Source organism: Sphingomonas yunnanensis, assembly GCF_019898765.1.
Lineage (GTDB): Bacteria > Pseudomonadota > Alphaproteobacteria > Sphingomonadales > Sphingomonadaceae > Sphingomonas > Sphingomonas yunnanensis.
This window is the reverse complement of the sequence record NZ_JAIOKB010000004.1, coordinates 300,665-326,281: the sequence shown is the minus strand read 5'-3', so window position 1 is coordinate 326,281 and position 25,617 is coordinate 300,665. Positions and strand designations below refer to the sequence as shown.

General features: G+C 69.3%; 21 protein-coding genes. 15 read left to right on the top strand and 6 right to left on the bottom strand.

Translation table 11 applies throughout. From position 1 onward, the window contains the following. Window positions 1-85 precede the first annotated feature (85 nt). The 9 genes from K7957_RS13545 (at window position 86) to K7957_RS13505 (ending at window position 10,959) form a co-directional block, all read left to right on the top strand. Window positions 86-868: a succinate dehydrogenase iron-sulfur subunit gene (locus K7957_RS13545; RefSeq protein WP_132907670.1), complete on the top strand. Its 783-nt coding sequence runs from the start codon at window positions 86-88 to the stop codon at window positions 866-868. 331 nt (window positions 869-1,199) lie between these two features. Next, entirely contained in the window at window positions 1,200-2,294 is a 1,095-nt protein-coding gene (gene zapE / locus K7957_RS13540) for a cell division protein ZapE (protein ID WP_223012505.1), read from the top strand. Between the two features lie 126 nt (window positions 2,295-2,420). After that, entirely contained in the window at window positions 2,421-3,386 is a 966-nt protein-coding gene (gene mdh, locus K7957_RS13535) for a malate dehydrogenase (RefSeq protein ID WP_223012504.1), read from the top strand. 53 nt (window positions 3,387-3,439) lie between these two features. Further along, window positions 3,440-3,736 (top strand): GIY-YIG nuclease family protein, encoded by a 297-nt coding sequence (locus tag K7957_RS13530; RefSeq protein WP_223012503.1) that lies wholly within the window; start codon window positions 3,440-3,442, stop codon window positions 3,734-3,736. Window positions 3,737-3,802: 66 nt separating this feature from the next. Then, a complete protein-coding gene (sucD, locus tag K7957_RS13525; protein ID WP_184035604.1) occupies window positions 3,803-4,693 on the top strand; it encodes a succinate--CoA ligase subunit alpha in 891 nt (296 codons plus the stop codon). A gap of 125 nt (window positions 4,694-4,818) precedes the next feature. Next, on the top strand, window positions 4,819-7,791 hold the full coding sequence (locus K7957_RS13520) for a 2-oxoglutarate dehydrogenase E1 component (protein ID WP_223012502.1): 2,973 nt from the start codon (window positions 4,819-4,821) through the stop codon (window positions 7,789-7,791). A gap of 78 nt (window positions 7,792-7,869) precedes the next feature. After that, a complete protein-coding gene (gene odhB, locus K7957_RS13515; protein WP_223012501.1) occupies window positions 7,870-9,126 on the top strand; it encodes a 2-oxoglutarate dehydrogenase complex dihydrolipoyllysine-residue succinyltransferase in 1,257 nt (418 codons plus the stop codon). Window positions 9,127-9,254: 128 nt separating this feature from the next. Further along, a complete protein-coding gene (lpdA, locus tag K7957_RS13510; protein ID WP_223012500.1) occupies window positions 9,255-10,655 on the top strand; it encodes a dihydrolipoyl dehydrogenase in 1,401 nt (466 codons plus the stop codon). 10 nt (window positions 10,656-10,665) lie between these two features. Continuing rightward, on the top strand, window positions 10,666-10,959 hold the full coding sequence (locus K7957_RS13505; RefSeq protein ID WP_343228411.1) for a GCN5-related N-acetyltransferase: 294 nt from the start codon (window positions 10,666-10,668) through the stop codon (window positions 10,957-10,959). 317 nt (window positions 10,960-11,276) lie between these two features. Here K7957_RS13505 and K7957_RS13500 read toward each other — a convergent pair whose 3' ends face one another. Together K7957_RS13500 and K7957_RS13495 are read right to left on the bottom strand one after the other, a co-directional pair. Further along, window positions 11,277-11,537 (bottom strand): hypothetical protein, encoded by a 261-nt coding sequence (locus K7957_RS13500; RefSeq protein WP_246617101.1) that lies wholly within the window; start codon window positions 11,535-11,537, stop codon window positions 11,277-11,279. A 17-nt stretch (window positions 11,538-11,554) separates the two neighbouring features. Then, on the bottom strand, window positions 11,555-12,574 hold the full coding sequence (locus K7957_RS13495) for a glycerophosphodiester phosphodiesterase (RefSeq protein WP_223012605.1): 1,020 nt from the start codon (window positions 12,572-12,574) through the stop codon (window positions 11,555-11,557). 67 nt (window positions 12,575-12,641) lie between these two features. Here K7957_RS13495 and K7957_RS13490 point away from each other — a divergent pair, with 67 nt between their 5' ends. The 6 genes from K7957_RS13490 (at window position 12,642) to K7957_RS13465 (ending at window position 20,483) form a co-directional block, all read left to right on the top strand. Further along, window positions 12,642-13,151: a 2Fe-2S iron-sulfur cluster-binding protein gene (locus K7957_RS13490; RefSeq protein WP_223012498.1), complete on the top strand. Its 510-nt coding sequence runs from the start codon at window positions 12,642-12,644 to the stop codon at window positions 13,149-13,151. After that, window positions 13,148-14,113, top strand: coding sequence for an FAD binding domain-containing protein (locus K7957_RS13485; protein WP_223012497.1), 966 nt, complete (start codon window positions 13,148-13,150; stop codon window positions 14,111-14,113). The genes K7957_RS13490 and K7957_RS13485 overlap by 4 nt, the downstream gene beginning before the upstream one ends. Continuing rightward, window positions 14,110-16,353 (top strand): xanthine dehydrogenase family protein molybdopterin-binding subunit, encoded by a 2,244-nt coding sequence (locus K7957_RS13480; RefSeq protein WP_223012496.1) that lies wholly within the window; start codon window positions 14,110-14,112, stop codon window positions 16,351-16,353. Before K7957_RS13485 ends, K7957_RS13480 begins: the two co-directional genes overlap by 4 nt. A 30-nt stretch (window positions 16,354-16,383) precedes the next feature. Next, entirely contained in the window at window positions 16,384-18,588 is a 2,205-nt protein-coding gene (locus K7957_RS13475; protein ID WP_223012495.1) for a xanthine dehydrogenase family protein molybdopterin-binding subunit, read from the top strand. Window positions 18,589-18,886: 298 nt separating this feature from the next. After that, window positions 18,887-19,810 carry an XdhC family protein gene (locus tag K7957_RS13470; RefSeq protein ID WP_223012494.1) on the top strand — a complete coding sequence of 308 codons (924 nt, stop codon included), beginning with the start codon at window positions 18,887-18,889 and terminating at the stop codon, window positions 19,808-19,810. Next, the gene (locus K7957_RS13465) at window positions 19,797-20,483 is read left to right on the top strand and encodes a nucleotidyltransferase family protein (RefSeq protein ID WP_223012493.1); all 687 of its coding nucleotides are present in this window, start codon (window positions 19,797-19,799) and stop codon (window positions 20,481-20,483) included. The genes K7957_RS13470 and K7957_RS13465 overlap by 14 nt, the downstream gene beginning before the upstream one ends. A gap of 135 nt (window positions 20,484-20,618) precedes the next feature. Here K7957_RS13465 and K7957_RS13460 read toward each other — a convergent pair whose 3' ends face one another. From K7957_RS13460 to K7957_RS13445, 4 genes are read right to left on the bottom strand one after another with little or no spacing between them, the layout of a single operon-like run. Further along, a complete protein-coding gene (locus tag K7957_RS13460; RefSeq protein ID WP_183920830.1) occupies window positions 20,619-21,827 on the bottom strand; it encodes an ABC transporter permease in 1,209 nt (402 codons plus the stop codon). After that, window positions 21,827-22,561 (bottom strand): ABC transporter ATP-binding protein, encoded by a 735-nt coding sequence (locus K7957_RS13455; RefSeq protein ID WP_223012492.1) that lies wholly within the window; start codon window positions 22,559-22,561, stop codon window positions 21,827-21,829. The genes K7957_RS13460 and K7957_RS13455 overlap by 1 nt, the downstream gene beginning before the upstream one ends. Then, a complete protein-coding gene (locus tag K7957_RS13450; protein ID WP_223012491.1) occupies window positions 22,551-23,945 on the bottom strand; it encodes an efflux RND transporter periplasmic adaptor subunit in 1,395 nt (464 codons plus the stop codon). The genes K7957_RS13455 and K7957_RS13450 overlap by 11 nt, the downstream gene beginning before the upstream one ends. Continuing rightward, on the bottom strand, window positions 23,945-25,450 hold the full coding sequence (locus K7957_RS13445; RefSeq protein WP_223012490.1) for an efflux transporter outer membrane subunit: 1,506 nt from the start codon (window positions 25,448-25,450) through the stop codon (window positions 23,945-23,947). The genes K7957_RS13450 and K7957_RS13445 overlap by 1 nt, the downstream gene beginning before the upstream one ends. Window positions 25,451-25,617: the final 167 nt, after the last annotated feature.

Genomic DNA, 25,617 nt, shown 5'->3' with positions numbered 1-25,617 from the left:
GCCAGCCCCGCGATCGTGTACCCGCCCCACGAACGGCGCCGGTGCGCCTCCTGTGCGCCGACGGCCCAACGAAGTAGAGACGCGCATGGCCGAGTTCACGCTCCCGAAGAACAGCAAGATCAAGGGTGGTCGTAAGGTCGCCTCGCCGCAGCCGGGCGGCACGATGCGCAACTTCAAAGTCTACCGCTACGACCCGGACTCGGGCGAGAACCCGCGCTACGACACGTTCGAGGTCAACCTCGACGAGTGCGGCCCGATGGTCCTGGACGCGCTGATCAAGATCAAGTCGGAGCAGGACAGCTCGCTGACCTTCCGGCGCTCGTGCCGCGAGGGCATCTGCGGCTCGTGCTCGATGAACATCGACGGGCGCAACGGCCTTGCCTGCACCACGGCGATCGAGGACGTGAAGGGCGAGATCAAGATCACGCCGCTGCCCGCGATGGACGTGATCAAGGACCTCGTTCCCGACTTCACACGCTTCTATGCCCAATATGCGTCGATCACCCCGTGGCTGCAGACGGTGACGCCGCCGCCCGCGGGCAAGGAGCGGCTGCAGTCGCCCGAGGAGCGTGCCAAGCTCGACGGCCTGTACGAGTGCATCCTGTGCGCCTGCTGCTCGACCTCGTGCCCGAGCTACTGGTGGAATTCGGACAAGTTCCTCGGACCGGCGATCCTGCTCCAGGCCTATCGCTGGCTCGCCGACAGCCGCGACGAGATGACCGGCGAGCGGCTCGACGCGCTGGAGGATCCGTTTCGCCTGTATCGCTGCCACACGATCATGAACTGCGCCAACGTCTGCCCCAAGGGACTGTCGCCGGCCAAGGCGATCGCCGAGATCAAGAAGATGGAGGTCGAGCGGATCGTGTGATCGGCGAGGGGCTAGTGGGCCCTAAGCTAATCGTGAGGTCAGCTCACCTCCTCATGCCGTAGATTCATCCTCCCTCTTACGACCACCCCGGCGAACGCCGGGGTCCAGTTGGGGACGCAAGTCATATTCGCGAGGGCTTTTCCACCTGGACCCCGGCGTTCGCGGGGCAGTCGTGGGAGACGAAAAGGTAACACCATCCGCCTCATGCCCGTCATGAGTTACCGCTGCCCTCAACCCCGCCACACAACGTCACCGTCGCGAGGGTTGATCCCCTCGCCCGCTATCCCCACAGACGTCACCATGCTGCGATGCAGCGCGATGAAGGGTGACGATGGGTAAAGTTAGTGACGCATATCGTCGGCTGATCGCAGACGACGAACTCCGCCCCGATCCCGAGCAGGAAGCCGCCGCATTGCGGCTCGACGCGCTCGCGCAGGAGCTGGAGAAGCCTCGCACCACCGGCCTGTTCCGCCGCCGTCGCGTTCCCGCCAAGGGCGTCTACCTGTGGGGCGACGTCGGCCGCGGCAAGTCGATGCTGATGGACCTGCTCTTCGCCAATGTCGCGGTGGGGAGGAAGCGTCGCGTACACTTCGCCGAGTTCATGCTCGAGGTGCACGCGCGCATCGCGGTTGAGCGGCGCAAGGAGGAAGGCGACCCGATCCTTCCCGTCGCCGAGGCGCTCGCCGACGAGGCGCAACTGCTCGCCTTCGACGAGATGATGGTGACCAACTCGCCCGACGCGATGATCCTGTCGCGGCTGTTCACCGCGCTGATCGAGGCCGGCGTGACCGTCGTCACCACCTCCAATCGCGCGCCCGCCGACCTCTACAAGAACGGGTTGAACCGCGAGCATTTCCTCGCGTTCATCGCGCTTGTCGAGGAGCGGCTCGACGTGCAGGCGCTCAACGGCCCGGTGGACTATCGCCGCGACCGGCTCGGCGCGCACAAGACCTGGCTCGTTCCCAATGGCGAGCAGGCCACCGCGGAGCTCTCCGCCGCGTTCTACCGTCTCACCGACTATCCCCCCGAGGACCGTGACCATGTCCCCAGCGAGGAGCTGGTGGTGCAGGGCCGCACGCTGCGCGTCCCGAAGACGCTGAAGGGGGTCGCGGTGTTCGCGTTCAAGAAACTGTGCGGGGAGGCGCGCGGCGCCGCCGACTATCTCGCGATCGCCCGACGCTACCATACCGTCATCCTCGTCGGCATCCCGATCCTCGGTCCGGACAATCGCAACGAGGCGGCGCGCTTCGTCGCGCTGATCGACGCGCTGTACGAGCATAAGGTCAAGCTGCTCGCCGCCGCGGACGCCGAGCCCGACCAGCTTTACCCGAGCGGCGACGGCGCATTCGAGTTTCGCCGCACCGCGAGCCGACTCGAAGAGATGCGCTCGGAAAGCTACTTGCGCGAAGGTCACGGCGTCAGCTGAGGCTTATTGCTCCTGCGAACGATGTGCAATTTAACTTTGACTTAGCCGGTATTAGCGGGTTGCCGGATGCGCGCGAAGGGCGTAGGCGGCTGTTCCATTCACGGCTCGGCATCAGAGAGGGATGGGATGGCCCGGAAGAAAATCGCGCTGATCGGCGCCGGTAATATCGGCGGCACGCTCGCGCACCTCGCAGCGCTCAAGGGCTTGGGGGACATCGTTCTGTTCGACGTGGTCGAGGGCGTGCCCCAGGGCAAGGCGCTCGACCTCAGCCAGTGCGGCCCGGTCGAGGGCTTCGACGCCTCGATCAAGGGTTCGAACGACTATGCCGACATCGCTGGCGCCGACGTGATCATCGTCACCGCCGGTGTCGCGCGCAAGCCCGGCATGAGCCGCGACGACCTTCTCGGTATCAACCTCAAGGTGATGAAGGCGGTCGGCGAGGGCATCCGCGACAACGCACCCGACGCCTTCGTGATCTGCATCACCAACCCGCTCGACGCGATGGTGTGGGCGTTGCGCGAGTTCTCCGGCCTGCCGCATCAGAAGGTAGTCGGCATGGCGGGCGTGCTCGACTCGGCGCGCTTCAGCCATTTCCTCGCCGAGGAGTTCGGCGTGTCGGTCAAGGACGTGAACACCTTCGTGCTCGGCGGCCACGGCGACACGATGGTGCCGGTGCTCGAATATTCGACCGTCAGCGGCATCCCGGTCAGCGACCTGATCGCGATGGGTTTTTCCACCAAGGAGAAGGTGGACGAGATCATCAAGCGCACGCGCGGCGGCGGCGGCGAGATCGTCGCGCTGCTCAAGACCGGCTCGGCCTATTACGCGCCGGCGACCAGCGGCATCGCGATGGCCGAGGCCTATCTCTACGACCAGAAGCGTATCCTGCCGGCGGCGGCGCATCTCTCGGGCCAATATGGTATCGACGACCTGTACGTCGGCGTGCCGGTGGTGATCGGCGCGGGCGGCGTCGAGAAGATCGTCGAGGTCCCGCTCTCGGACGAGGCCAAGGCCAACCTCCAGGTGTCGGTCGATGCGGTCAAGGAGCTGCTCGTGGCCTGCAAGGGGATCGACGGCTCGCTGGGGGCGTGAACGAGCAGCTGTGCCCCGGCGGAGGCCGGGGCCCAGTTGGGAGAAGTCCCGAGGTGGAGAAAGCCGGCTTCGTCTACATCACGGCGAGCGAACGAAACGGCACGATCTACATCGGCGTTACAAGCGACCTACCCAAACGTATTTGGGAGCATCGCAGCGGCGTCATCGGCGGCTTCACCAAGAAGCATCACTGTCATCGCCTCGTCTGGTATGAGGCGCATGAGAGCATCGAGGCAGCCCGGCATCGTGAGCTGCAGATGAAGGAGTGGAAGCGGGCGTGGAAGCTGCGCGAGATCGAAGGGCTCAACCCGGAGTGGGACGACCTGTACGATCGTATCGCGTCGCCATGACCGCCACCGTAACTGGGCCCCGGCCTTCGCCGGGGCACGCACATCGCCCGATCTAGGGAGACGGACTTGAGCATCCTCGTCGACAAGAACACCAAGGTCATCACGCAAGGGATGACCGGCAAGACTGGCACCTTCCACACCAGGGCGGCGCTGGACTATGGCACGCAGATGGTCGGCGGCGTGACGCCCGGCAAGGGCGGCACCACGCACGAGGAGCTCGGCCTGCCGAACTTCGACACCGTCGCCGAGGCGGTCGCCAAGACCGGTGCCAATGCGTCAGTGATCTACGTGCCGCCACCCTTCGCCGCGGACTCGATCCTCGAGGCGATCGACGCAGAGGTGCCGCTGATCGTCGCGATCACCGAGGGCATTCCGGTGCTCGACATGGTGCGCGTCAAGCGCGCGCTGTCGGGCAGCAAGTCGCGGCTGATCGGTCCGAACTGCCCGGGCGTGCTGACGCCGGGCGAGTGCAAGATCGGCATCATGCCGGGCAACATCTTCAAGAAGGGCTCGGTCGGCGTCGTGTCGCGCTCGGGCACGCTGACCTATGAGGCGGTGTTCCAGACCTCGAACGCCGGGCTCGGCCAGACCACCGCGGTGGGTATCGGCGGCGACCCGGTCAACGGCACCAACTTCATCGACGTGCTCGAGCTGTTCCTCGCCGACGAGGAAACGCAGTCGATCATCATGATCGGCGAGATCGGCGGCGACGCCGAGGAGCAGGCGGCGCAATTCCTGATCGACGAGGCCAAGCGTGGCCGCAAGAAGCCGATGGCCGGCTTCATCGCGGGCCGCACCGCGCCCCCGGGGCGGCGCATGGGCCATGCCGGTGCGATCGTGTCGGGTGGTAAGGGCGATGCGGAGAGCAAGATCGCGGCGATGGAAGCGGCCGGCATCAAGGTCGCGGCGAGCCCCAGCGAGCTGGGCTCGACGCTGCTGAGCGTGCTCAATAAGTAAGTGAGCTGACGTCATCCCGGCGCGGGTCGGGATCCAGGGCGGTCAGCGGGCCGTTCGCGGCCCTGGAATCCGGCCTCCATGCCGGGGTGACGACCCCATTAGTCGAGCGGTCGAGGATGCGTGACATGGGCTACGAAGGCCAGGATTTCAGCGACATCGCGGGTAACGTCAGCCCGGCGTTCATCGACGCGCTCTACGCTCGCTTCAAGGAATCGCCTGACTCGGTCGAGACCGGCTGGCGCAGCTTCTTCGAGGGGCTGGAAGGATCGCTGAACGCGCCATCGTGGCAGAACAAGCGCTGGCCGCTCACCACCACCGACGACCTCACCGCCGGGCTCGACCCGACGCAGATGGAGCCCGCGCCCAAGCCGGCGAAGGGTGGCAAGCCCGCGCCCGCCGCGCCGGCTGCCCCTGCCCCGTCGCAGGACGCGATCGTCAAGGCGGCGGCGGACTCGATCCGCGCGCAGCTGCTGATCCGCACCTATCGCGTGCGCGGCCATCTCGCCGCCAACCTCGACCCGCTCGGCCTGTCCTCGGCGCGCGAGCTGCCCGCCGACCTCAAGACCGACTATCACGGCTTCTCCGACGCCGACATCGACCGCCCGGTCTATCTCGGCGGCTCGCTCGGGTTGCAATGGGCGACGATCCGCGAGGTGGTCGACACGCTGCGTGCCAATTACTGCGGCAGCGTCGGCCTCGAATATATGCACATCGCCGACGTCGAGGAGCGCAAGTTCCTCCAGGAGCGGATGGAGGGCAAGGATAAGGGCGTCGAGTTCACCACCGCCGGCAAGAAGGCGATCCTCACCAAGGTGATCGAGGCCGAGCAGTGGGAGAAGTTCCTCGGTCGCAAGTACGTCGGTACGAAGCGCTTCGGGCTCGACGGCGGCGAGAGCATGATCCCCGCGCTGGAGAGCGTGATCAAGTATGGCGGCGCCGCTGGTGTCAACGAGATCGTGTTCGGCATGGCGCACCGCGGTCGCCTCAACGTGCTCGCCAACGTCATGGCCAAGCCGCTGCGCGTGATCTTCCACGAGTTCGCGGGCGGCTCGGCGCACCCCGACGACATCGGCGGCTCGGGCGACGTCAAGTACCACCTCGGCACCTCCACCGACCGCGAGTTCGACGGGCATCACGTCCATATGTCGCTGGTTGCCAACCCGTCGCACCTCGAGGCGGCGGACCCGGTGGTGCTCGGCAAGATCCGCGCCATCCAGACCATCGCCAAGGATCTCGACACCCACGCGCGCTCGCTGCCGGTGCTGATCCACGGCGACGCCGCCTTCGCGGGCCAGGGCATCGTGTGGGAGTGTTTCGGCTTCTCCGGCATCCGCGGCTACAACACCGGCGGCTGCGTCCACTTCGTCATCAACAACCAGATCGGCTTCACGACCAGCCCGCAGTTCGCGCGCTCGTCGCCCTATCCGTCGGACGTCGCCAAGGGTGTCCAGGCACCGATCTTCCACGTCAACGGCGACGATCCCGAGGCGGTCACCTTCGCGACCAAGATCGCGATGGAGTATCGCCAGAAGTTCCACCGCGACGTCGTGATCGACATGTGGTGCTATCGCCGCTTCGGCCACAACGAGGGCGACGAGCCCGGCTTCACCCAGCCGCTGATGTACAAGGCGATCCGCAGCCACCCGCCGGTCAGCGAGATCTACGGCAAGCGGCTGGTCGCCGAGGGCGTGGTCGACCAGGCCTTCATCGACGACAATGTCGGCCAGTTCACGGCGCTGCTGGAAGGTGAGTTCGAGGCGGGCACGAGCTACAAGCCCAACAAGGCGGACTGGTTCGCCGGCCGCTGGTCGGGGCTCCACGCGCCCGCCGACGCGGAGATCTCGCGTCGCAGCGTCGACACCGGGATCGAGCAGAAACTGTTCGACTCGATCGGCCGCACGCTGACGACCGTCCCGGACAGCATCACGATCCACAAGACGCTCGCGCGGGTGCTCGATGCCAAGCGCCAGATGTTCACGACCGGCGAGAATTTCGACTGGGCGACCGGCGAGGCGCTGGCGTTCGGCTCGCTGCTCCACGAGGGCTATGGCGTCCGCCTCTCGGGGCAGGACTCGGGCCGCGGGACCTTCTCGCAGCGCCATGCCGTCTGGGTCGACCAGAAGGACGAGCATAAGTACGTGCCGCTCTGGACCGTGCCGCACGGCAGCTTCGAGGTGCTCGACAGCCCGCTGTCCGAATATGGCGTGCTCGGCTTCGAATATGGCTACGCGCTCGCCGACCCCAAGACGCTGGTGCTGTGGGAGGCGCAGTTCGGCGATTTCGTCAACGGCGCGCAGATCATGATCGACCAGTTCATCGCCGCGGGCGAGGCCAAGTGGCTGCGCGCCAACGGCCTGGTGATGCTGTTGCCGCACGGCTACGAGGGCCAGGGCCCGGAGCACAGCTCGGCGCGCCCGGAGCGCTTCCTCCAGCTGTGCGCGGGCGACAATATCCAGGTCGCCAACTGCACCACGCCGGCGAACTATTATCACCTGCTGCGCCGGCAGATGCACCGCAACTTCCGCAAGCCGCTGGTGGTGTTCACGCCCAAGTCGCTGCTGCGGCACAAGCTGGCGGTCAGCAGCGCGGCGGATTTCGTCGGCGACACGCACTTCCGCCGCATCCTGTCGGACACCAACGGTGCGCCCGACGCGCAGACCAAACGGCTCGTGCTGTGCACCGGCAAGGTGGCGTATGACCTGATCGAGGCGCGCGATGCGGCGGGTGACACCGAGACGCAGATCGTCCGCATCGAGCAGCTCTACCCCTTCCCCACCGACGCGCTCGCCGAGCGTCTCTCGCGCCTGACCGCGCTGGAGGAAGTGATCTGGGCGCAGGAGGAGCCGCGCAACAACGGGTATTGGTTCTTCGTCGAGCCGCTGATCGAGGAGGCGCTCGGTCTCGCCCAATCGCGCGTGGCGCGCCCGCGCTACGCCGGCCGCGCCGCCGCGGCCTCGCCCGCGACCGGCCTGATGAAGCGTCACCAGGCCGAGCAGGGCGCGCTGATCGCCGACGCGCTCGGCCACAACGTGCGCGACGAGATCCGCCGCACGCGCGAGCTCGACACCACCAAGAAGGCGGCGCAGCCCTCCTCCTGATTCGATCCCGCGCCCCGGTCGTTCGCCGGGGCGTCCTGTTAGATGCTAGACCCCGCGCTCGGGATGACGAGGTACACAATGGCAACCGAAGTTCTGGTCCCCACGCTGGGCGAGTCGATCACCGAGGCCACCGTCGGCGAGTGGCTCAAGCAGCCGGGCGAGGCGGTCGCCGCCGACGAGCCCATCGCCAGCCTCGAGACCGACAAGGTCTCGGTCGAGGTCCCCTCCCCCGTCGCGGGCGTGATGGGCCAGCACGCGGCGAAGGTGGGTGACACGGTTGAGGTCGGCGCGCTGATCGCGACGATCGAGAGCGGTGACGTGGCCGCGGCCGCGTCGACCAGCCCCGCGCCGGCCCCGGCGGCGAGCGCGCCCCAAACGGCAGCGCAGGCCGCACCGGTCGCGGGCGGCTACGGCAACCACGGTGAGACGCCGGTGACCACCAACGCGCCGGCCGCGCTGTCGCCGTCGGTGCGCCGCGCGGTGCTCGAGCACGGCGTCGATCCCTCGACCGTGAAGGGCACCGGCAAGGACGGCCGCCTCACCAAGGAGGACGTCGCCGCCGCCGCCTCGACCAAGCCCGCCGAGGCGAGTGCCGCGCCGGCGCCGCAGACTCCCTCGGTCGCCGCGTCGAGCGGCCGCAAGGAAGAGCGCGTCAAGATGACGCGCCTGCGCCAGACGATCGCCAAGCGCCTCAAGGAAGCGCAGAACAGCGCCGCGATGCTGACGACGTTCAACGACGTCGACATGACCGCGGTGATCGAGGCGCGCGCCAAGTACAAGGACCTGTTCGAGAAGAAGCACGGCGTCCGGCTCGGCTTCATGGGCTTCTTCGTGAAGGCCGCGACGATGGCGCTGAAGGACATCCCGTCGGTCAACGCCTCGATCGAGGGTGACGAGATCGTCTACCACGATTACGCCGACATCTCGGTCGCGGTCTCGGCGCCGAACGGGCTGGTCGTTCCGGTGATCCGCGACGCGCAGACGCTGACGGTCGCGGGCATCGAGAAGACGATCGGCGATTTCGGCAAGCGCGCCAAGGACGGCACGCTCAAGATGGACGAGATGCGCGGGGGCACCTTCACCATCTCCAACGGCGGCGTGTTCGGCTCACTGATGTCGACCCCGATCATCAACCCGCCGCAGTCGGCGGTGCTCGGCCTGCACCGTATCGAGGAGCGCCCCGTGGTCCGCGACGGCCAGGTGGTGGTGCGCCCGATGATGTACCTCGCGCTCAGCTACGATCACCGCCTGATCGACGGCCGCGAGGCGGTGACCTTCCTCGTCGCGCTCAAGAACGCGATCGAGGACCCGACGCGCATCCTGATCGACCTGTAAGGTGACGCCCCAACGCACCACCCCGGCAAACGCCGGGGTCCAGTTGGGACATAGAGGTAACCGGCCGCAGCGATCCCTATATGCGGCCCGTAACTGGACCCCGGCGTTCGCCGGGGTGGAGGCATGGAATGGCTGACGAACAGCAGTACGACTATGACGTTCTCGTGATCGGCGCCGGGCCGGGCGGCTATGTCGCCGCGATCCGCGCCGCGCAGCTCGGGCTTCGCACCGCCTGCGCCGAGAGCCGCGAGACGCTGGGCGGCACCTGCCTCAACGTCGGCTGCATCCCCTCGAAGGCGATGCTCCACGCTTCCGAGCTGTACGACCATGCCGCCAACGGCGCGATGGCCAAGCTCGGCATCAAGACCCAGGTCGAGCTCGATCTCGACACGATGCACGGGCAGCGCCGCGATGCGGTGAAGCAGCTCACCGGCGGCATCGAGTATCTGTTCAAGAAGAACAAGGTGACCTGGCTCAAGGGCCGCGCCGCCTTCCAGGACGCGCACAGCGTCAGCGTCGGCGACCAGCGCGTCACCGCCAGGAACATCGTGATCGCGACCGGCTCGTCGGTCACCGCGCTGCCCGGCGTGACGATCGACCAGCAGGTGGTGGTCGACTCGACCGGCGCGCTCGAGCTGCCGCGCGTGCCCGAGCATATGGTGGTGATCGGCGGCGGCGTGATCGGGCTCGAGCTCGGCTCGGTGTGGCGCCGGCTGGGCGCCAAGGTGACCTGCGTCGAGTTCCTCGACCAGATCCTGCCCGGCTTCGACGGCGACATCCGCAAGGAGTCGAACAAGATCTTCAAGAAGCAGGGCATCGAGTTCAAGCTCTCGACCAAGGTGACCAAGGTCGCGGTCGAGGGCGGCAAGGCGGTGCTGACGCTCGAGCCCGCGCAGGGCGGCGAGGCGACGACGCTGGAGGCCGATTGCGTGCTGGTGTCGATCGGGCGCCGGCCCAACACCGACGGTCTCCATCTCGAGGCCGCCGGGCTCGCCACCAACCAGCGCGGGCAGGTCGAGATCGACCACGACTTCCGCACCGCGGTGGACGGGATCTGGGCGATCGGGGACGTCGTCCCCGGCCCGATGCTGGCGCACAAGGCCGAGGACGAAGGCATCGCGGTGGCCGAGAATATCGCCGGCCAGCACGGGATCGTGAACCACGACGTGATTCCCTCGGTGGTGTACACCTGGCCCGAGATCGCAGGGGTCGGCCTCACCGAGGAGCTCGCGCGCGAGCGCGGCGAGGTGAAGGTCGGCAAGTTCCCGATGATGGCCAACAGTCGCGCCAAGACCAATCACGAGCCCGATGGTCTCGTGAAGATCATTGCTGACGCCAAGACCGACCGCGTGCTCGGCGTGTGGTGCATCGCCACTGTCGGCGGTACGATGATCGCGCAGGCGGCGCAGGCGATGGAGTTCGGTGCCACCAGCGAGGATATCGCCTACACCTGCCACGCGCACCCGACGCACTCGGAGGCGATCAAGGAGGCCGCGATGGCGGTCACCGGCAAGCCGATCCATATCTGAGCCGGCCGGCGTGACCCGGGAGGAGCGCGAGCGCCGCTGGCTCGCGCTCACCCGTGAGGTGATGCCAGGGCTGGCACGCGCGCGCGGCTGGCCGGTGCGCGCCGATCACTGCTTCCAGCGCATCCTGCTCGATCACGCCTGCGGCGGGCGCTGGTACGACGCCATCGCGGCACGGCCGGCTTACCGCCACGCGACGGATGCGCAGCTGGACGGAGCCGTCGCGCTGGGTGAGGCGGTCGTCACGGGGGAGGCGGACCTTGTGGCGTTAAATCGCCGGTCGCTGGAGTGGCGCGGCAAGTTGTAGCGTCCGATGCGCGGGCGACCTCCACGCGGCACCCATCGCCGACGGATCGCACTCCACCCCCCCAATCAGTTGTCACTCCGGCGGAAGCCGGGGTCCAGTTGAGAGACTTCGTCGAATCTAACTTCCACCTTCCCAACTGGGCCCCGGCCCCCGCCGGGGCGACGCAGGTCGCAAAGGCACTCCCTTGATCAACGACCGAGCTCCTGTGCACGGAGGAGCCCGGCGTTGCTCAGCGCGTCGCTCGTGACTCTGGGTTCCTGCCTGCGCACGAACATGCCCAACGAGGCCCGCTCACCTCACCCACCCGGGCGAGTGCCTCAGCGCCTCGCCCCTGCGTACCCCGGCTCCGCTTCACACCGGTCAGGATGCTTACGGCATTCCTTCTCGCGCTCGCGCCGCTCCTTCTCGTCGCGCTCCGCCTGCTTGCGCTGCTGGCGGACGTATTTCTCGTCGCGCTCCTTGGGGCTGGTCGTCATCACATCGGCGCCCTTGCCGACCGCTTTCACCGGCAGCGTCGCGACGTTCCACGCCGTTCGCACGCATCCGCCGGTCGCGAGCAGCGGCACCGCCGCCATCATCACCAAGAACCCGCGCATCACTTCGTCTCCCGACCTCGTGCCTCCACCCCGATAGCAGGAAAATCGGTGAAGAACCCGTCGATCCCCTGCCCCAGCGCGGCGCAGATCTCGCCGACGAGGTCGCCGTGAGCGGCGGGCTGGTCGCCGCGGCGGAAGCGCGGGTCGACGAAGACGTTCTCGGCACGATAGGTCCAGGGGTGCACCTTGAGCCCCGCGGCGTGCGAGTCGCGCACCAGCGGCGTCGCGCTCGCGCCCGACCATAGCATCGCCTTCTCCGGCCCGAGGCCGTAGGCGTAGCGTGCCACCGCGCGCAGCCCCTCGGGCGTGACCATCGCGGCATAGCTCGGGGCGGCGCCGTCCGCCGGCGCGCCCCTGGCGGCGACGAGCTGGATCAGCCGGATCTTGGTCATGGCCGCCAGCCGCTTCAGATTGTCCACCTCGAACGACTGGATGAACACCGGCGCCGCGCGCGAGTCCCAGCCGGCGGCGCGCAGCTGTGCGACCAGCAGCGCGTCGGTCGGGTGGCCGATCGAGCGGAAATAGGTCGGATGCTTGGTCTCGGGGTAGATGCCGACGTGATGCTGCTTCGCCAGCGCGATCACCTCCGCGAAGGTCGGGATCGCCTCCTTGCCGTCCCAGGCGGTATTAGCGGGGCGCAGCTGGGGCAGCCGCTCCTTCGCGCGCAGTGCCTTCAGCTCGGCCAGCGTGAAATCCTCGACGAACCAGCCGGTCAGCGACTGGCCGTCGATCGTCTTGGTGGTGCGCCGCGACGCGAACTCGGGATGCTGCGCGACGTCGGTGGTCTCGGAGATCTCGTTCTCGTGGCGCGCGACCAGCACGTCGTCCTTGGTGGGCACCAGGTCGGGCTCGATCACGTCGGCGCCCTGCTCGATCGCGCGCGTGTAGCTCGCGATGGTGTGCTCGGGCCGTTCCCCGCTGGCGCCGCGGTGCGCGATGATGAGCGGGCGCGTCGGTGTGGTCATCGCGGCCTTTTGCGCCAGCGCCGCGCCGGGCGCCAGCAGCAGCGCCACTCCCATGAGAGTCGTTCGCACGGACCCGCCGAGCGGCCCCGACGTTTCGCACATGTTAGTCAGGGGCCGCTCCATGCACTTCACCATCAATGGGAATTCCTACGAGGCCGAGGTCGATATCCGCACCTCGCTGCTCGACCTGTGCCGTGAGCATCTCGGGCTCACCGGCAGCAAGAAGGGCTGCGACCACGGCCAGTGCGGCGCCTGCACCATGTTGGTGAATGGTCGCCGCATCAACGCCTGCCTCACGCTCGCCGTGATGCACCAGGATGACGAGATCATGACGATCGAGGGGCTCGGCACGGTCGAGAACCTCCACCCGCTCCAGGCCGCGTTCGTCAAGCATGACGGCTATCAGTGCGGCTATTGCACGCCGGGGCAGATCTGCTCCGCGGTGGGGATGCTCGACGAGGTGAAGAAGGGCTGGCCCAGCCACGCCTCCGCCGACCTGACCGACGTCACCTTCGACGAGAGCGAGATCAGCGAGCGGATGAGCGGTAATATCTGCCGCTGCGCCGCCTACCCCAACATCGTCGAGGCGATTCGTGAGGTCGCCGCCGAGCAGCGCGAGGTAACGGCATGAAGACCTTCGACTACGCCCGCCCGGGCAGCGTCGCCGAGGCGGTGCAGGCGGGCGGTCGCTTCATCGCCGGCGGCACCAACCTGCTCGATCTGATGAAGCTTCAGGTAGAGACGCCCGAGAGGCTCGTCGACATCAGCCGTCTCGACCTCGACCAGATCGAGGAGCGCGAGGACGGCGGTCTCACCGTCGGCGCGCTGGTGCCCAACAGCGACCTCGCCGCCGACCCGCGCGTGATCGAGAAGTATGAGGTGCTCAGCCGCGCGCTGCTCGCGGGCGCGAGCGGCCAGCTGCGCAACAAGGCGACGACCGGCGGCAACCTGCTCCAGCGCACGCGCTGTTACTATTTCTACGACACCGCCGCGGGCTGCAATAAGCGCGAACCCGGCAGCGGCTGCGAGGCGATCGGCGGCTTCAACCGCATTCACGCCATCCTCGGCACCAGCGACCAGTGCATCGCCACCCACCCCGGCGACATGCCGGTGGCGATGCGCGCGCTCGACGCGGTGATCGTCACGCAGCGCGGCGACGGCGACAAGCGCCGAATCCCGATCGCGGACTTCTACCGGCTGCCCGGCGACACCCCGCACATCGAGAACGTGCTCGAGCCGGGTGAGCTGATCACCCATGTCGAGCTGCCCGCCCCACCCGAGGGCAAGCAGACATATCGCAAGGTACGCGACCGCGCTTCCTACGCCTTCGCGCTCGTCTCGGTCGCTGCGGTGATCGCGGTCGAGGACGGCAGGATCGCCTCCGCCGCGCTCGCCTTCGGTGGCCTCGCGCACATGCCGTGGCGCAACCCCGCGGTCGAGGCCGCGCTGGTCGGCCAGGCGCCGGGTACCGCCGCCTTCGAAGCCGCCGCCGATGCGCTGCTCGACGGCGCCAAGGGCTTCGGTACCAACGACTTCAAGCTGCCGCTCGCGCGGCGCGTCCTCATCGCCACGCTCCGGGATCTCACGCAATGACCCTGCTCGACACCGTTCTGGGCCGCGACGAGCATCGCTCGCTCCGCATGGACAAGCCCATCCCCGACAGCCTGCTCGACCGCGGCGCGCAGGGCGTGATCGGCCAGCCGATCGATCGCGTCGAAGGGCCGCTCAAGGTCGCCGGCCGTGCTACCTATGCGGCGGAATATCCGGCCGAGCGGCTCAGCTACGGCGTGCTGGTGCGCGCCCCGTTCGGCTCGGGCACGATCACCGACGTGGTCGCGGACGAGGCCAGGGCGCTGCCGGGCGTGATCGACGTCATCACCGATTACCCCAGCTTCATCCGCAACCCGCAGCAGGGCGGCGAGAAGAAGGCGCCGACGCAGGGCGTCGAGAAGGTCGACTATCACGGCGAGATCGTCGCGATCGTCGTCGCCGAGACGTTCGAGGCGGCGCGCGACGCCGCCGCGCGGGTCAAGATCGCTTACGAGCCGGCCGAAGGTGCTTTCGTCTTCGAGGAGCATCGCGACGAGGCCGATCGGCCCCCGGCCGACCAGATCCCGCCTCATTCCAAGCAGGGCGACGTCGAGGCGGCGATGGCGTCTGCCGCTTACACCGTCGACCAGACCTATACCACGCCGAGCCAGAACTCCGCCGCGATGGAGCCGCACGCATCGATCGCCGAGTGGAAGGACGGCAAGCTGACGCTGCACGGCTCGTACCAGATGGTCGCGTCGGATCAGATGCAGCTCGCCCAGGCGCTCGGCGTGAAGAACGATCAGGTGAGAATCATCTCGCGCTACGTCGGCGGCGGGTTCGGCTCCAAGCTCGGGATCGCGCCCGAGAGCGTCGCCGCCGCGATCGCGGCCAAGCGGCTCGACCGGCCGGTCAAGGTGGCGATGGCACGCCAGCAGGTGTTCGACGCCACGGTGCGTCGCTCGAACACCGAGCAGCGCATTCGCCTCGCCGCCGACCATGACGGCAAGCTCACCGCGATCGGGCATGAGACGCTGGCGAGCAACCTGCCCGGCGAGGACTATTTCGAGCCCGCCGCGATCGGTACGCACTTCGCTTACGCCGCGGAGAACCGACTGACCGACCACAAGCTGGTGCGGCTCAACTGGCTTCTCTCCGGCTCGATGCGGGCGCCCGGCGAAGCCGTCGGCATGCTCGCGCTCGAGGCGGCGATGGACGAGCTGGCCGAGGTGATTGGGATCGACCCGATCGAGCTGCGCCGGCGCAACGAGCCCGAGCAGGATCCCGAGAAGAAGGTGCCCTTCTCGAGCCGCCAGATGATTCCGTGCTTCGACCGAGGGGCCGAGACATTCGGCTGGTCGGCGCGCAGGAAGGCCGCGGGTGACCGTCGCGGCGAGTGGCTTCACGGCATGGGTGTCGCCGCCGCGGTACGCTCGAACATGCTGCAGAAGTCGTCGGCTTCGGTCGAGCTGACCTCGGACGGCCGCGCGATCGTGTCCACCGACATGACCGACATCGGCACCGGCACTTACACGATCCTGGCGCAGATCGCGGCCGAGACGCTCGGCCTGCCGCTCGACCGCGTGATCGTCCACCTCGGTGACGGCGAGGCGCCGCCAGCGGCTGGCTCCGGCGGCTCGTGGGGCGCGGGTTCGTCGGGTTCCTCGGTCTATGTCGCCTGCGAGGCGCTGCGCGAGAAGCTCGCCAAGGCGATGGGCGTCGACGCCGACGAGCTGACGCTCAAGGACGGTCGCGCCATCGCTGAGAACCGCGCGGTGGAGATCACCGAGCTGGTCGGCGACGGCATGAAGGTCGTCGGCACGATCCAGCCCGGACACCAGGAAAAGGCGGTCCGCCAGGCGAGCTACGGCGCGCATTTCGCCGAGGTGAAGGTGAATGCGGTGACGGGTGAGGTACGCGTCGTGCGCATGCTCGGCGTGTTCGAGGCCGGGCGCATCCTGAATCAAAAGACCGCGCGCTCGCAGTGCCTCGGCGGGATGACGTTCGGGATCGGCGCGGCGCTCAGCGAGGAGCTGGTCCACGACCGCCGCAACGGCAAGGTGGTGAACCGCGATCTTGCCGAGTATCACGTGCCGGTCAACGCCGACATCCCGCAGCTGGAGGTCGAGTTCCTCGACGGGCGCGATCACCACGCCAACCCGATCCATGCCAAAGGTATCGGCGAGCTCGGCATTTCGGGCGCGGGCGCTGCCATTGCCAATGCGATCTATAACGCCACGGGCGTACGCGTGCGCGACTATCCGATCACGCTCGACAAGCTGCTGCCCGGCCTGCCAGACTAAGGTAAACGCAGGACAAACCGGACGAACAGGATGATCGAGCAGGCGATCGACACGGCGGAACGGCCGGGCGGGCTCGCGCGAGCGGTGCAGGGCGTGCTCGGCGCTGCCGTGGCGCGCGTCGAGGGACCGCTCAAGGTCACCGGTACCGCCATCTACGCCTATGAGCGGGCACCGGAGGGCGTGGCCCATGCCGCAATCGTCGGCACCCCGGTCGGCGCCGGCCGCATCACCCGCGTCGACGCCGCGGCGGCACGCGCGCTGCCCGGCGTGCTGACGGTGATCGACGACGACCCGCGGCTGCCCGCGGGCGGCGCCAACTCACGCGCGATGCCGAGCCAGGGCACAGACCGCGTCTTCCACTACGGCCAGCCGGTCGCGGTGGTGGTCGCCGAGACTCAGGCGATCGCGCGCGAGGCGGCAGCGCTCGTCCACGTCGAGGCGGAGGCGGCGCCGGGCCGCTACGACACCGCCGACCTGCCGATCGAGCGCCAGCCCAAGTCCGCCTTCCTCGCCCCCGTCGACACCGGCGATCTCGACGCCGCGCTGCGCGAGGCCGAGGTGGTGTTCGATCGTACCTACACGACCCCCGCCCACTTTCCCGCCGCGCTCGAGCCGCATGCCTCGACGATCTGGTGGGAGGGCGACGTGCTCACCGTCCGCTCGAGCAACCAGATCGTCGGCGCCGCCCGCAACACGATCGCCACCGCGCTCGGCATGGCGGCCGACAAGGTGCGGGTACTCGCGCCCTATGTCGGCGGCGGCTTCGGCGGCAAGACCGGCGTCGGCCCCGAGGTGATCCTCGCCGCGATCGCCGCCGAGCGACTGCGCCGCCCGGTGAAGGTGGCGCTGCCCCGGCGCGACACCGCCTATCTGGTGCACCATCGCAGTCCGACGACCCAGCGCGTCCGCATCGGCTGCGACCGCGACGGGTATATCGCCGCGATCGCGCACGAGAGCGTCGCGCAGCAGAACGACGACGCCGGGTTCGTCGAGCCGGTGCCCTTCGGGACGATCCCGCTCTACGCCGGCGCGGCGCGGCGGATGACGACCGATCTGGTCCGCGTGAACCTGCCGCCGACGGGCGCCGTGCGCGCGCCCGGCGAGGCGATCGGCACCTTCGCCACCGAGTGCGCGATGGACGAGCTCGCCGATGAACTCGGGCTCGACCCGATCGACCTGCGCCGCCGCAACGAGCCGGCCTATGATCCCACCACCTCGCGCCCCTTCTCCACCCGGCGGCTGCTCGACTGCTACGACGAGGGCGCTCGGCGCTTCGGCTGGCCCGCGCGCGTGCCGGACCCCGGCACCACGCTCGATGGCGAGTGGCTGGTCGGCATCGGCATGGCGACCGCGCTGCGCGGCAATTTCACCGTCTCCGCGGAGGCGGAGGTACGGCTAGACGCCGGCGGCGCGGCGACCGTCTCGTGCGACATGACCGATATCGGCACCGGCACCTACACGATCCTGGCGCAGACCGTCGGCGAGATCCTCGGCCTCGCGCCGGCCACGGTGACGGTGCGGCTCGGCGACACCGACCTGCCGCCCACCGCCGGCTCGGGGGGCTCGTTCGGCGCGGGCAGCGCCACCTCCGCCGCGGCGCTGGCGTGCGAGGATGTGCTCGCCGAGCTGGCGCGCCGGATGAACGCCGCGCCGGAGGAGCTGGTGCTGCGCGACGGTCAGGTGAGCGCGGGGTCGCGAACGGTGCCGCTCGCCGACCTCGTCCGCGACGCGCCGATCGTTGCGCGCGGGCGCAGCACGCCTGGCCAACAGGCCAAGCGCACCAGCCAGGCGAGCCACGGCGCGCATTTCGCCGAGGTAGCGGTCAATGCGGTCACCGGCGAGGTGCGCGTGCGGCGGATGGTGGGCGTGTTCGACGTCGGCCGCGTGCTCAACCGCGCCACCGCGACCAACCAGCTGGTCGGTGGCATGATCTGGGGGATCAGCTACGCGCTCGGCGAAGCCGCGGTGGTCGATCCGCGCTCGGGCCGGTTCGTGAACCCCGACTTCGGCGAATACCACGTCGCGGTGAACGCCGACGTGCCAAACATCGAGTGCCACTTCGTCGAGGAGATCGACGATGCCGCCAACCAGACCGGCGCGAAGGCGGTGGGCGAGCTCGGCATCTCGGGCGCGGGCGCGGCGGTGATCAACGCGATCCACAACGCCACGGGCGTGCGCGTGCGTGACGTGCCCGCGACGCTCGATACGCTGCTCGCCGCGCTGCCGCCGGTGTGAGCGGGCAGCGGTGCTATATGGCTGGGTTGTCTACTCTCGTCATCCCGGCCTTGAGTCGGGATCGCGCGACGAGAACAACCCAGCGAGATATGCACAGCACGATGGATGCCGGGTCAAGCCCGGCATGACGACGGGAATCAGAACGGCGCCGCCAGTTGGTACCGACGGCTCTCGCCTCATGCTTCCGCCGGCTCCCGTGTTCCCGCGAACGCAGGAACCCAGGGCTGCGCTCGCCGCGCCCGTCACTCTGGGCCCCTGCGTGCGCAGGAGCACAACGCTTCGTAGGACCGACTAAGTTATGGCCGACAACGACACCGTCCTCGCCGCCGCGCAGAACTGGAAGGGCTCCCCGCTCGCGCTCGCCACGGTGGTCTCCACCTGGGGCTCGGCGCCGCGGCCGCGCGGCAGCCACATGCTGGTCCACGCCGACGGGCGGTTCGAGGGCTCGGTCTCGGGCGGCTGCGTGGAGGGCGATATCCTCGACGCCGCCGCGCAGGTGATCGCGGGCGCGCCGTTCCAGCTCAAGCGCTACGGTGTCGCCGATGACAGCGCCTGGGAGGTCGGCCTGCCGTGCGGGGGTGAGATCAGCGTCATGGTTCAGCCCGTGTCCGCGGAGGGCTTTGCCCCTGAACTCTTCGACCGCATCGCCGAGGCGCGCGCCAACGGTCGCTCGCTGACCGTCACCACCGATCTCGCCACCGGCCAGTCCGACCTGCGCCCGCTCGAGACCGGCGAGGTGTTCGCCAACCGCTACGACCCGCCGCGCCGGCTGCTGATCGTCGGCGCGGTACAGATCGCGCAGAGCCTCGCCGCGCTCACCCAGGCGCTCGGCATCGAGACGGTGGTGATCGATCCGCGCGGGCGCTTCCTCACCGCGGAGCGCTTCCCCGGCGTGACGCTCGACGACCGCTGGCCCGACGAGGCGGTGGCGGCGTGGAAGCCCGGCCCGTCCACCGCGGTGGTGACGCTCAGCCACGACACCAAGATCGACGACCCCGCGCTGATCGCCGCGCTGGCGGCCGAGACCGGCTATGTCGGCGCGCTCGGCAGCCGGCGCAGCCACGCGGCGCGGCGGGAGCGGCTCGTCCGCTCGGGCGTTACGGCGGAGCAACTCGACCGCATCGACGGTCCCGTCGGGATCGACATCGGCGCGATCGGCCCGTCCGAGATCGCGCTGTCGATCGCGGCGGCGATGGTGGGAGCCTTCAATGATCGCCGTTGAGGATACCGTGCTCGTCCTTCTCGCCGCCGGTCGCTCCGAGCGGTTCGGCGACATCGGCAGCAAGCTCGACCAGCCGTTTCTCGCACGCCCGCTCGGGCTGCACGTCGCGGTGGCGCTGGAGGACATGCCGTTCCGCCAGCGCATCGTGGTGGTGGACGGCTGCACGATCGACTTCGCGCAGTTCGGCTTCTTCGTCACGCACAACGACGATCCCGAGCGCGACATGGCGTCCTCGGTGCGGATCGGGGTGGAGTGCGCGCGCGCGCATGACGCGAAGGCCGTGCTGATCGCGCTCGCCGACATGCCGCGCGTGACCGCGGCGCACATCCACCGGCTGTTCGACGCGAGCGAGATGGGCGAGCGGGCGGTGGTGGCGTCGAGCGACGGCCGCTCGCCCAAGCCGCCCGCCTTGTTCGGCCGGGCGCGCTTCGACGAGCTGCTCGCGATCAGCGGCGACCAGGGCGCGCGCGACCTGATCCAGTCGGGGCGCCATGTCGTGACCAACGGTGCCGAGCTGATCGACGTCGACACGCCCGAGGAGCTCGAGGCGCTGCGTGAGCTGGTCCACGCGCCCGAGGCGCTGTCGCGGCCGGACTCGCACGTGCTGCGCGGCGGTGATGCCGAGGCCCTGGCGGCCTTGCGCGCGGAGCTGAAGGCGATTTTGGGGGAGTGAGGGCTTGTCAGGAAGTAAGCTGCCACCCCGGCGAACGCCGGGGTCCAGTTGGAGGACACTGCTGAGACTCACCACCGCCTTGCCACCTGGACCCCGGCGTTCGCCGGGGTGGTCGGCGCTAGGAGACGGGCCGGATCACTCGTGCCGCAGCGCGTCGATCGGGTTGAGCGCTGCCGCCCGCCGCGCCGGGAAATAGCCGAACACCACCCCGATCACCGCCGAGATCGCGAAGGCCACAAGGTTGATCCGCGGATCGAACGTCCACGGCACCTGGAGCAGCGGCGTCAGACCGGCTATCACCGCCTGCGCCAGCACCAGCCCGATCAGCCCGCCGAGGCACGACAGCGCCACCGCCTCGACCAGGAACTGGAGCAATACCTCTCGCGCCACCGCCCCGATCGCGAGCCGGATGCCGATCTCGCGCGTGCGCTCGGTCACCGACACCAGCATGATGTTCATGATGCCGATCCCGCCGACGACGAGGCTGATCGCCGCCACCGCGGCGACGATGCGGGTCAGCGCGGTGGTGGTGCCGGTCAGCGTGTCGCTGATCTGCTTGGTATCGAAGATGTTGAAATCGTCCTCGCGCCCGTCGGTAATGGTGCGGCGCTCGCGCAGCAGCTGGGTAATCGACGCCTGGACGGTGCTGGTGGCATAGGCCTGGTCGACGCCGACGAGCATCAGGCGCACGTCGCGGTTGCCGGTGAAGCGGCGCTGCACCGTCTTGATCGGCATGATCACGATATCGTCCTGGTCGCCGCCGAACCCGGCCTGGCCCTTGGTCGAGAGCACGCCGATCACGTCGCAGCTGACGTCGCCGAGCCGGAAGCGCTCGCCCACCGCCTCGCCGCCGCGGAAAAGGTTCTGCCGCACCGTGTTGCCGATGATGCAGACCGCCTTGCCCGCCTGCTCCTCCTGCGGCGTCCACTGCCGGCCGCTCACCAGCGGCCAAGGCTGGACCTGGAAATAGGCCGCCGTGGTACCGTTGATCGTGGTCGACCAATTGGCGCCCTCGTAGATCGCCGTGGCGCTCGCCTGCGCCTGCGGGGCAACCGCGGTGACGCCCGCGATCTGCCCCGCGATCGCGGTGACGTCCTCGGGCTTGAAGTCGGGCGGGCGCGGCCCGCCGCCGCCGCGGCCGAAGCCCTGGCCGGGGCGGATCTGGAGGATGTTGGTGCCCAAAGCCGCGATCTGCGACTGCACCGCGGCGGTGGTCGCCTTGCCGAGCGTGACCATCGTGACGACCGCGCCGACACCGATGACGATGCCCAGGATCGTCAGGAACGAGCGCAGGATGTGACGCCGGATCGAGCGCAGCGCGAGCAGGAAGGTGGTGCCCAGCATCAGTGCGTCTCGACCCGCTCGGGCAACTCGCCCGGCCGATGACGTGCCTCGATCCGCTCGACCAATCCGTCCTTGAAGTGGATCACGGTACGGGCGAAGGCGGCCATGTCGGGCTCGTGCGTCACCATCAGCACCGTGATATTGCTGTCGCGGTTGAGCCCGGTGAGCAGCTCCATGATCTCGACCGATCGCTCGGAATCGAGGTTGCCGGTGGGCTCGTCGGCGAGCAGCACGTCGGGGGAGGTGACGATCGCGCGCGCGATCGCGACGCGCTGCTGCTGGCCACCGGAGAGCTCGGCGGGGGTATGATCCCACCATGGGTCGAGCCCGACCTTCTCGAGCGCCGCCATCGCCGCCTGGCGCCGCGCGCGCTTCTCGTCGCCGCGGTACAGCAGGGGCAGCTCGACATTCTCCAGGGCGGTGGTGCGGCTGAGCAAATTGAAGCCCTGGAACACGAAGCCGAGATGACGGCGACGCAGCAACGCGCGCTGGTCGCGGTCGAGCGTCTCGACGTGGTGACCCTGGAACAGGAAGGTGCCTGCGCTCGGCACGTCGAGGCAGCCGAGGATGTTCATCGTGGTCGACTTGCCCGAGCCCGACGGGCCCATCACCGCGACGAAGTCGCCCGCGGCGATGTCGAGGTCGACGCCCTTGAGCGCCTGGAACTGCGTCGCTCCCTCGCCATAGACCTTGGTGACGCCGCGCAGACTGATGAGGGGCGCTTCACTGGCCACCCGCCGAGCCCCCTCCCCCGCTGCGGCGCCCGCGCCCGCTCGCGCTGGCGGCGCCGGCCTGGTCGGTGCCCGCGGCGAGCTGGCCGGTGATCACCTCCATGCCCGGCCGAAGACCGCCCGACAGCACCTCGGTCTGCGTGCCGTCGGTGTCGCCGGTGGTGACCTGGATCGGCTGCGGCGTACCGTCCTCGGCCTTGACGTAGACGGTCTGCGACGCGCCGCGCCCGACCGTGGCGCTGCGCTCGGTACGCGCGCGGCGCGGCGGCCCCGCCAGGATCGTGCCCGTGATGCCGCCCCGCCCGCTGCCCCCGGTGCTGGGCTTGAAGCGGAAGGCGGCGTTGGGGACGAGCAGCACGTTGCGCTTGTCCGCGGTGACGATGTCGGCGGTGGCGGTCATGCCCGGGCGCAGCTGGAGCGTCGGGTTCGCCACCGTCAGATCTGCCGCGTACGATACCACTTGCCCGCTCGTGCTCGACGTCGAGCTGGTCGACGAGGAGGAAGACGCCGTGGCGCTGCTCACCGTCAGGTTCGAGCCGAGATCGACGCGCGTGATCGTCGCCGGGAAGCTGCGGCCGGGGAAAGCGTCGACGGTGAAGCTCGCCTTCTGGCCGACCTGCACCTCGCCGACGTCGGCCTCGTCGATCGCGACCTCCAGCTTCATCGCCGACAGGTCCTCCGCGATCACGAACAGCGTCGGCGTGTTGAACGAGGCGGCGACGGTCTGGCCGGGGTCGACCTGGCGCGCGAGCACCACGCCGTTGACGGGCGAGCGGATGATCGCGCGCGCACGCTGCGTCTGCGACTGCGACAGAGTCGCGCGCGCGGCGGCGACATTCGCCTCGGCGACGCGCAGCGCGGCGGTGGCACGCTGCGCGTCGGCCTGGCCGGTCTGCAGCTCGGTGCGCGACGGCACGCGGCCCTTCGACAACTTGAACACCTCGTTGAGCCGGGCGAGCTGCGCCTGCGACTCCGCGACCGTGGCGCGCGCCTGCGCCACCTGCGCCTCGTTGGCGGCGAGCTGCGCCTGGCCCGCGCGGATCTGGTCGTCGATCTGTTCGGGATCGATCAGCGCGAGCGGCTGGCCAGCGGTGACTCGGTCGTTGACGTCGACCACCACCTTGGTGACGAGGCCGGAGAGCTGCGAGCCGACCGTCACCTGGTTGGTCGGCGCCAGCTTGCCGGTGGCGGAAACGGTGACGGTGAGGTCACCGCGTTTCGCCGCCGCGGTCGCGTAGCGCACCGGCTCGGTGCCGCCGAAGACGCAGCGCGAGAGGAGCAGCAGCACCACGACGAGGCCGGCGAGCACCAGTACCCACTTGGCCCAGCGCCGCCACGCCGGCTGCGGCTGGACGCCCAGGAAGTCGTCGAGCTGTGTCTCGGGCATCAGGGCTGTCCGTCGCTGGGCGTGGTGGTGGGGGCGGGCTGCACCAGCGTCGGCGCCGATGCGGCGCGCGGCGGCGCCTCGGGCACGCTGGCCGCGTCCCACCCGCCGCCCAGCGCACCGAAGAGCTGCACCAGCGCGGTCGCCGCGTCGGCCTGCGCCTGCGCCGCGCTGTTGCGCGTGCTGAGCAGCGTCGCCTCCTGCTGGCTGAGGGTCGTGAAGTCGGTCAGGCCGGTGCGATACTGGCTGCGCGACAGGATCGCGGCATTGTTCGCGGCCTCATAGGCGATCGTCAACTGCTCCTCCCGCCGCCGCGCGGTATCGAGCGCGACCGCGGCATTCTCGACGTCCTCCAGCGCGGTCAGCACGGTCGACTTGTAGGCGGCGAGCGCGGCGTCGGCGGCCGCTTCCTGCCCGCGCACCTGGCTGTTGAGCCGACCGCCGTTGAAGATCGCCTGGGTGATGCCCGCGAACAGCCCCCCGGTGACGGTGTCGAGTAGCGTCCCGACGCCCGCGGCGCGCGTGTTGATGTTCCCGGTGATCGCGAGATTGGGGTAGAGCGCCGCCTTGGCGACGCCGATCTGTGCGGTCGCCGCGGCGAGCGAGCGCTCGGCGGCGCGCACGTCGGGTCGCTGACGCAGCACGTCGGCGGGGATGCCGATGCCGGAGGGAACGGCGCCGACCGGGATCGGCCGCGCCGCCGCCAGCCGCGGCTTGAGCGCGCCCGGCGCCTGCGCGGTGAGCACGCCGATGCGCGACACCGCCGCGTTATACTGCTGCTCGAGCGAGGGGATCGTCGCCGCGGTCTGCGCACGCTGCTGGCGCGCCTGCTCCTGATCGAGCGACGAGACCAGCCCGGCCTGGACGCGGAAGCCAGCGATCTCGAGATTGTCGTCCTGCAGCGCGAGGCTGGCGCGCGCGTTGGCGAGCTGCGCCTGGTAGAGCCGCGCGAGCACATAGTTGCGCGCCACCTCCTGCTGCACCGACAGCAGCGTGGTCGCATAGTCGAAGCCCGAGGCCTGATATTGCGCGCGGCTCGCCTCGACGGTGCGGCGCACCTCACCGAACAGGCCGAGCTGGTAGGAGGCACTCAGCCCGACCGAGTAATTGTCCGCGCCGCCGCCGCCGACGTTCTGCACCGTGCCGTCGGGCAAGGTGATCGTCTGCCCGCCGCCGCGCAGCGTCTCGGAGCGGCTGTAGCCGGTGTTGCCGCTGAGCGAGGGGAGCAGGTCGGCGCGGCTCTGCACCAGCGACTCGCGCGCCTGACGCAGCCGCGCGATCGCCTGCGCGAGGTCGAGGTTGGCGGTCGCGGCCTGCTCGACCAGCTCGCCCAGGACGGGATCGTCGAAGCGCCGCCACCAGCGCGTGAGGTCTTCGCGGGTCGGCGGCGCGGGGACGGAGTAAGCGACCGGCACGCCGAGCTCGGACGCCGACCGCGGCTGGTAATCGGGGCCGACAGTGCAGCCTGCCAGCGCGAGCAGGGTCGTCGCAAGGGTCGCACGCCTCATGCTGCGATGCATGAACATGACCGCCGGGCGCGTCCAGCGTTAATATGTCGCAAGTTGTCGTGGCGGGTTGGCGCTCGAGGGGAACTGTGGCCGCCGCCGGCGCCATGACGATGACTGCCCTCGCCGTGGTGAGACACGGCTGAAAAGGGCGTCATCCTGAACTCGTT

What these genes read in the sequence shown, in the direction of transcription:
- K7957_RS13545 (WP_132907670.1), top strand. Translation starts at nt 86, where the DNA reads ATGGCCGAGTTCACGCTCCCGAAGAACAGCAAGATCAAGGGTGGTCGT.
- zapE (WP_223012505.1), top strand. Translation starts at nt 1,200, where the DNA reads ATGGGTAAAGTTAGTGACGCATATCGTCGGCTGATCGCAGACGACGAA.
- mdh (WP_223012504.1), top strand. Translation starts at nt 2,421, where the DNA reads ATGGCCCGGAAGAAAATCGCGCTGATCGGCGCCGGTAATATCGGCGGC.
- K7957_RS13520 (WP_223012502.1), top strand. Translation starts at nt 4,819, where the DNA reads ATGGGCTACGAAGGCCAGGATTTCAGCGACATCGCGGGTAACGTCAGC.
- odhB (WP_223012501.1), top strand. Translation starts at nt 7,870, where the DNA reads ATGGCAACCGAAGTTCTGGTCCCCACGCTGGGCGAGTCGATCACCGAG.
- lpdA (WP_223012500.1), top strand. Translation starts at nt 9,255, where the DNA reads ATGGCTGACGAACAGCAGTACGACTATGACGTTCTCGTGATCGGCGCC.
- K7957_RS13500 (WP_246617101.1), bottom strand. Translation starts at nt 11,537, where the DNA reads ATGATGGCGGCGGTGCCGCTGCTCGCGACCGGCGGATGCGTGCGAACG.
- K7957_RS13495 (WP_223012605.1), bottom strand. Translation starts at nt 12,574, where the DNA reads ATGGGAGTGGCGCTGCTGCTGGCGCCCGGCGCGGCGCTGGCGCAAAAG.
- K7957_RS13490 (WP_223012498.1), top strand. Translation starts at nt 12,642, where the DNA reads ATGCACTTCACCATCAATGGGAATTCCTACGAGGCCGAGGTCGATATC.
- K7957_RS13485 (WP_223012497.1), top strand. Translation starts at nt 13,148, where the DNA reads ATGAAGACCTTCGACTACGCCCGCCCGGGCAGCGTCGCCGAGGCGGTG.
- K7957_RS13480 (WP_223012496.1), top strand. Translation starts at nt 14,110, where the DNA reads ATGACCCTGCTCGACACCGTTCTGGGCCGCGACGAGCATCGCTCGCTC.
- K7957_RS13475 (WP_223012495.1), top strand. Translation starts at nt 16,384, where the DNA reads ATGATCGAGCAGGCGATCGACACGGCGGAACGGCCGGGCGGGCTCGCG.
- K7957_RS13470 (WP_223012494.1), top strand. Translation starts at nt 18,887, where the DNA reads ATGGCCGACAACGACACCGTCCTCGCCGCCGCGCAGAACTGGAAGGGC.
- K7957_RS13465 (WP_223012493.1), top strand. Translation starts at nt 19,797, where the DNA reads ATGATCGCCGTTGAGGATACCGTGCTCGTCCTTCTCGCCGCCGGTCGC.
- K7957_RS13460 (WP_183920830.1), bottom strand. Translation starts at nt 21,827, where the DNA reads ATGCTGGGCACCACCTTCCTGCTCGCGCTGCGCTCGATCCGGCGTCAC.
- K7957_RS13450 (WP_223012491.1), bottom strand. Translation starts at nt 23,945, where the DNA reads ATGCCCGAGACACAGCTCGACGACTTCCTGGGCGTCCAGCCGCAGCCG.
- K7957_RS13445 (WP_223012490.1), bottom strand. Translation starts at nt 25,450, where the DNA reads ATGAGGCGTGCGACCCTTGCGACGACCCTGCTCGCGCTGGCAGGCTGC.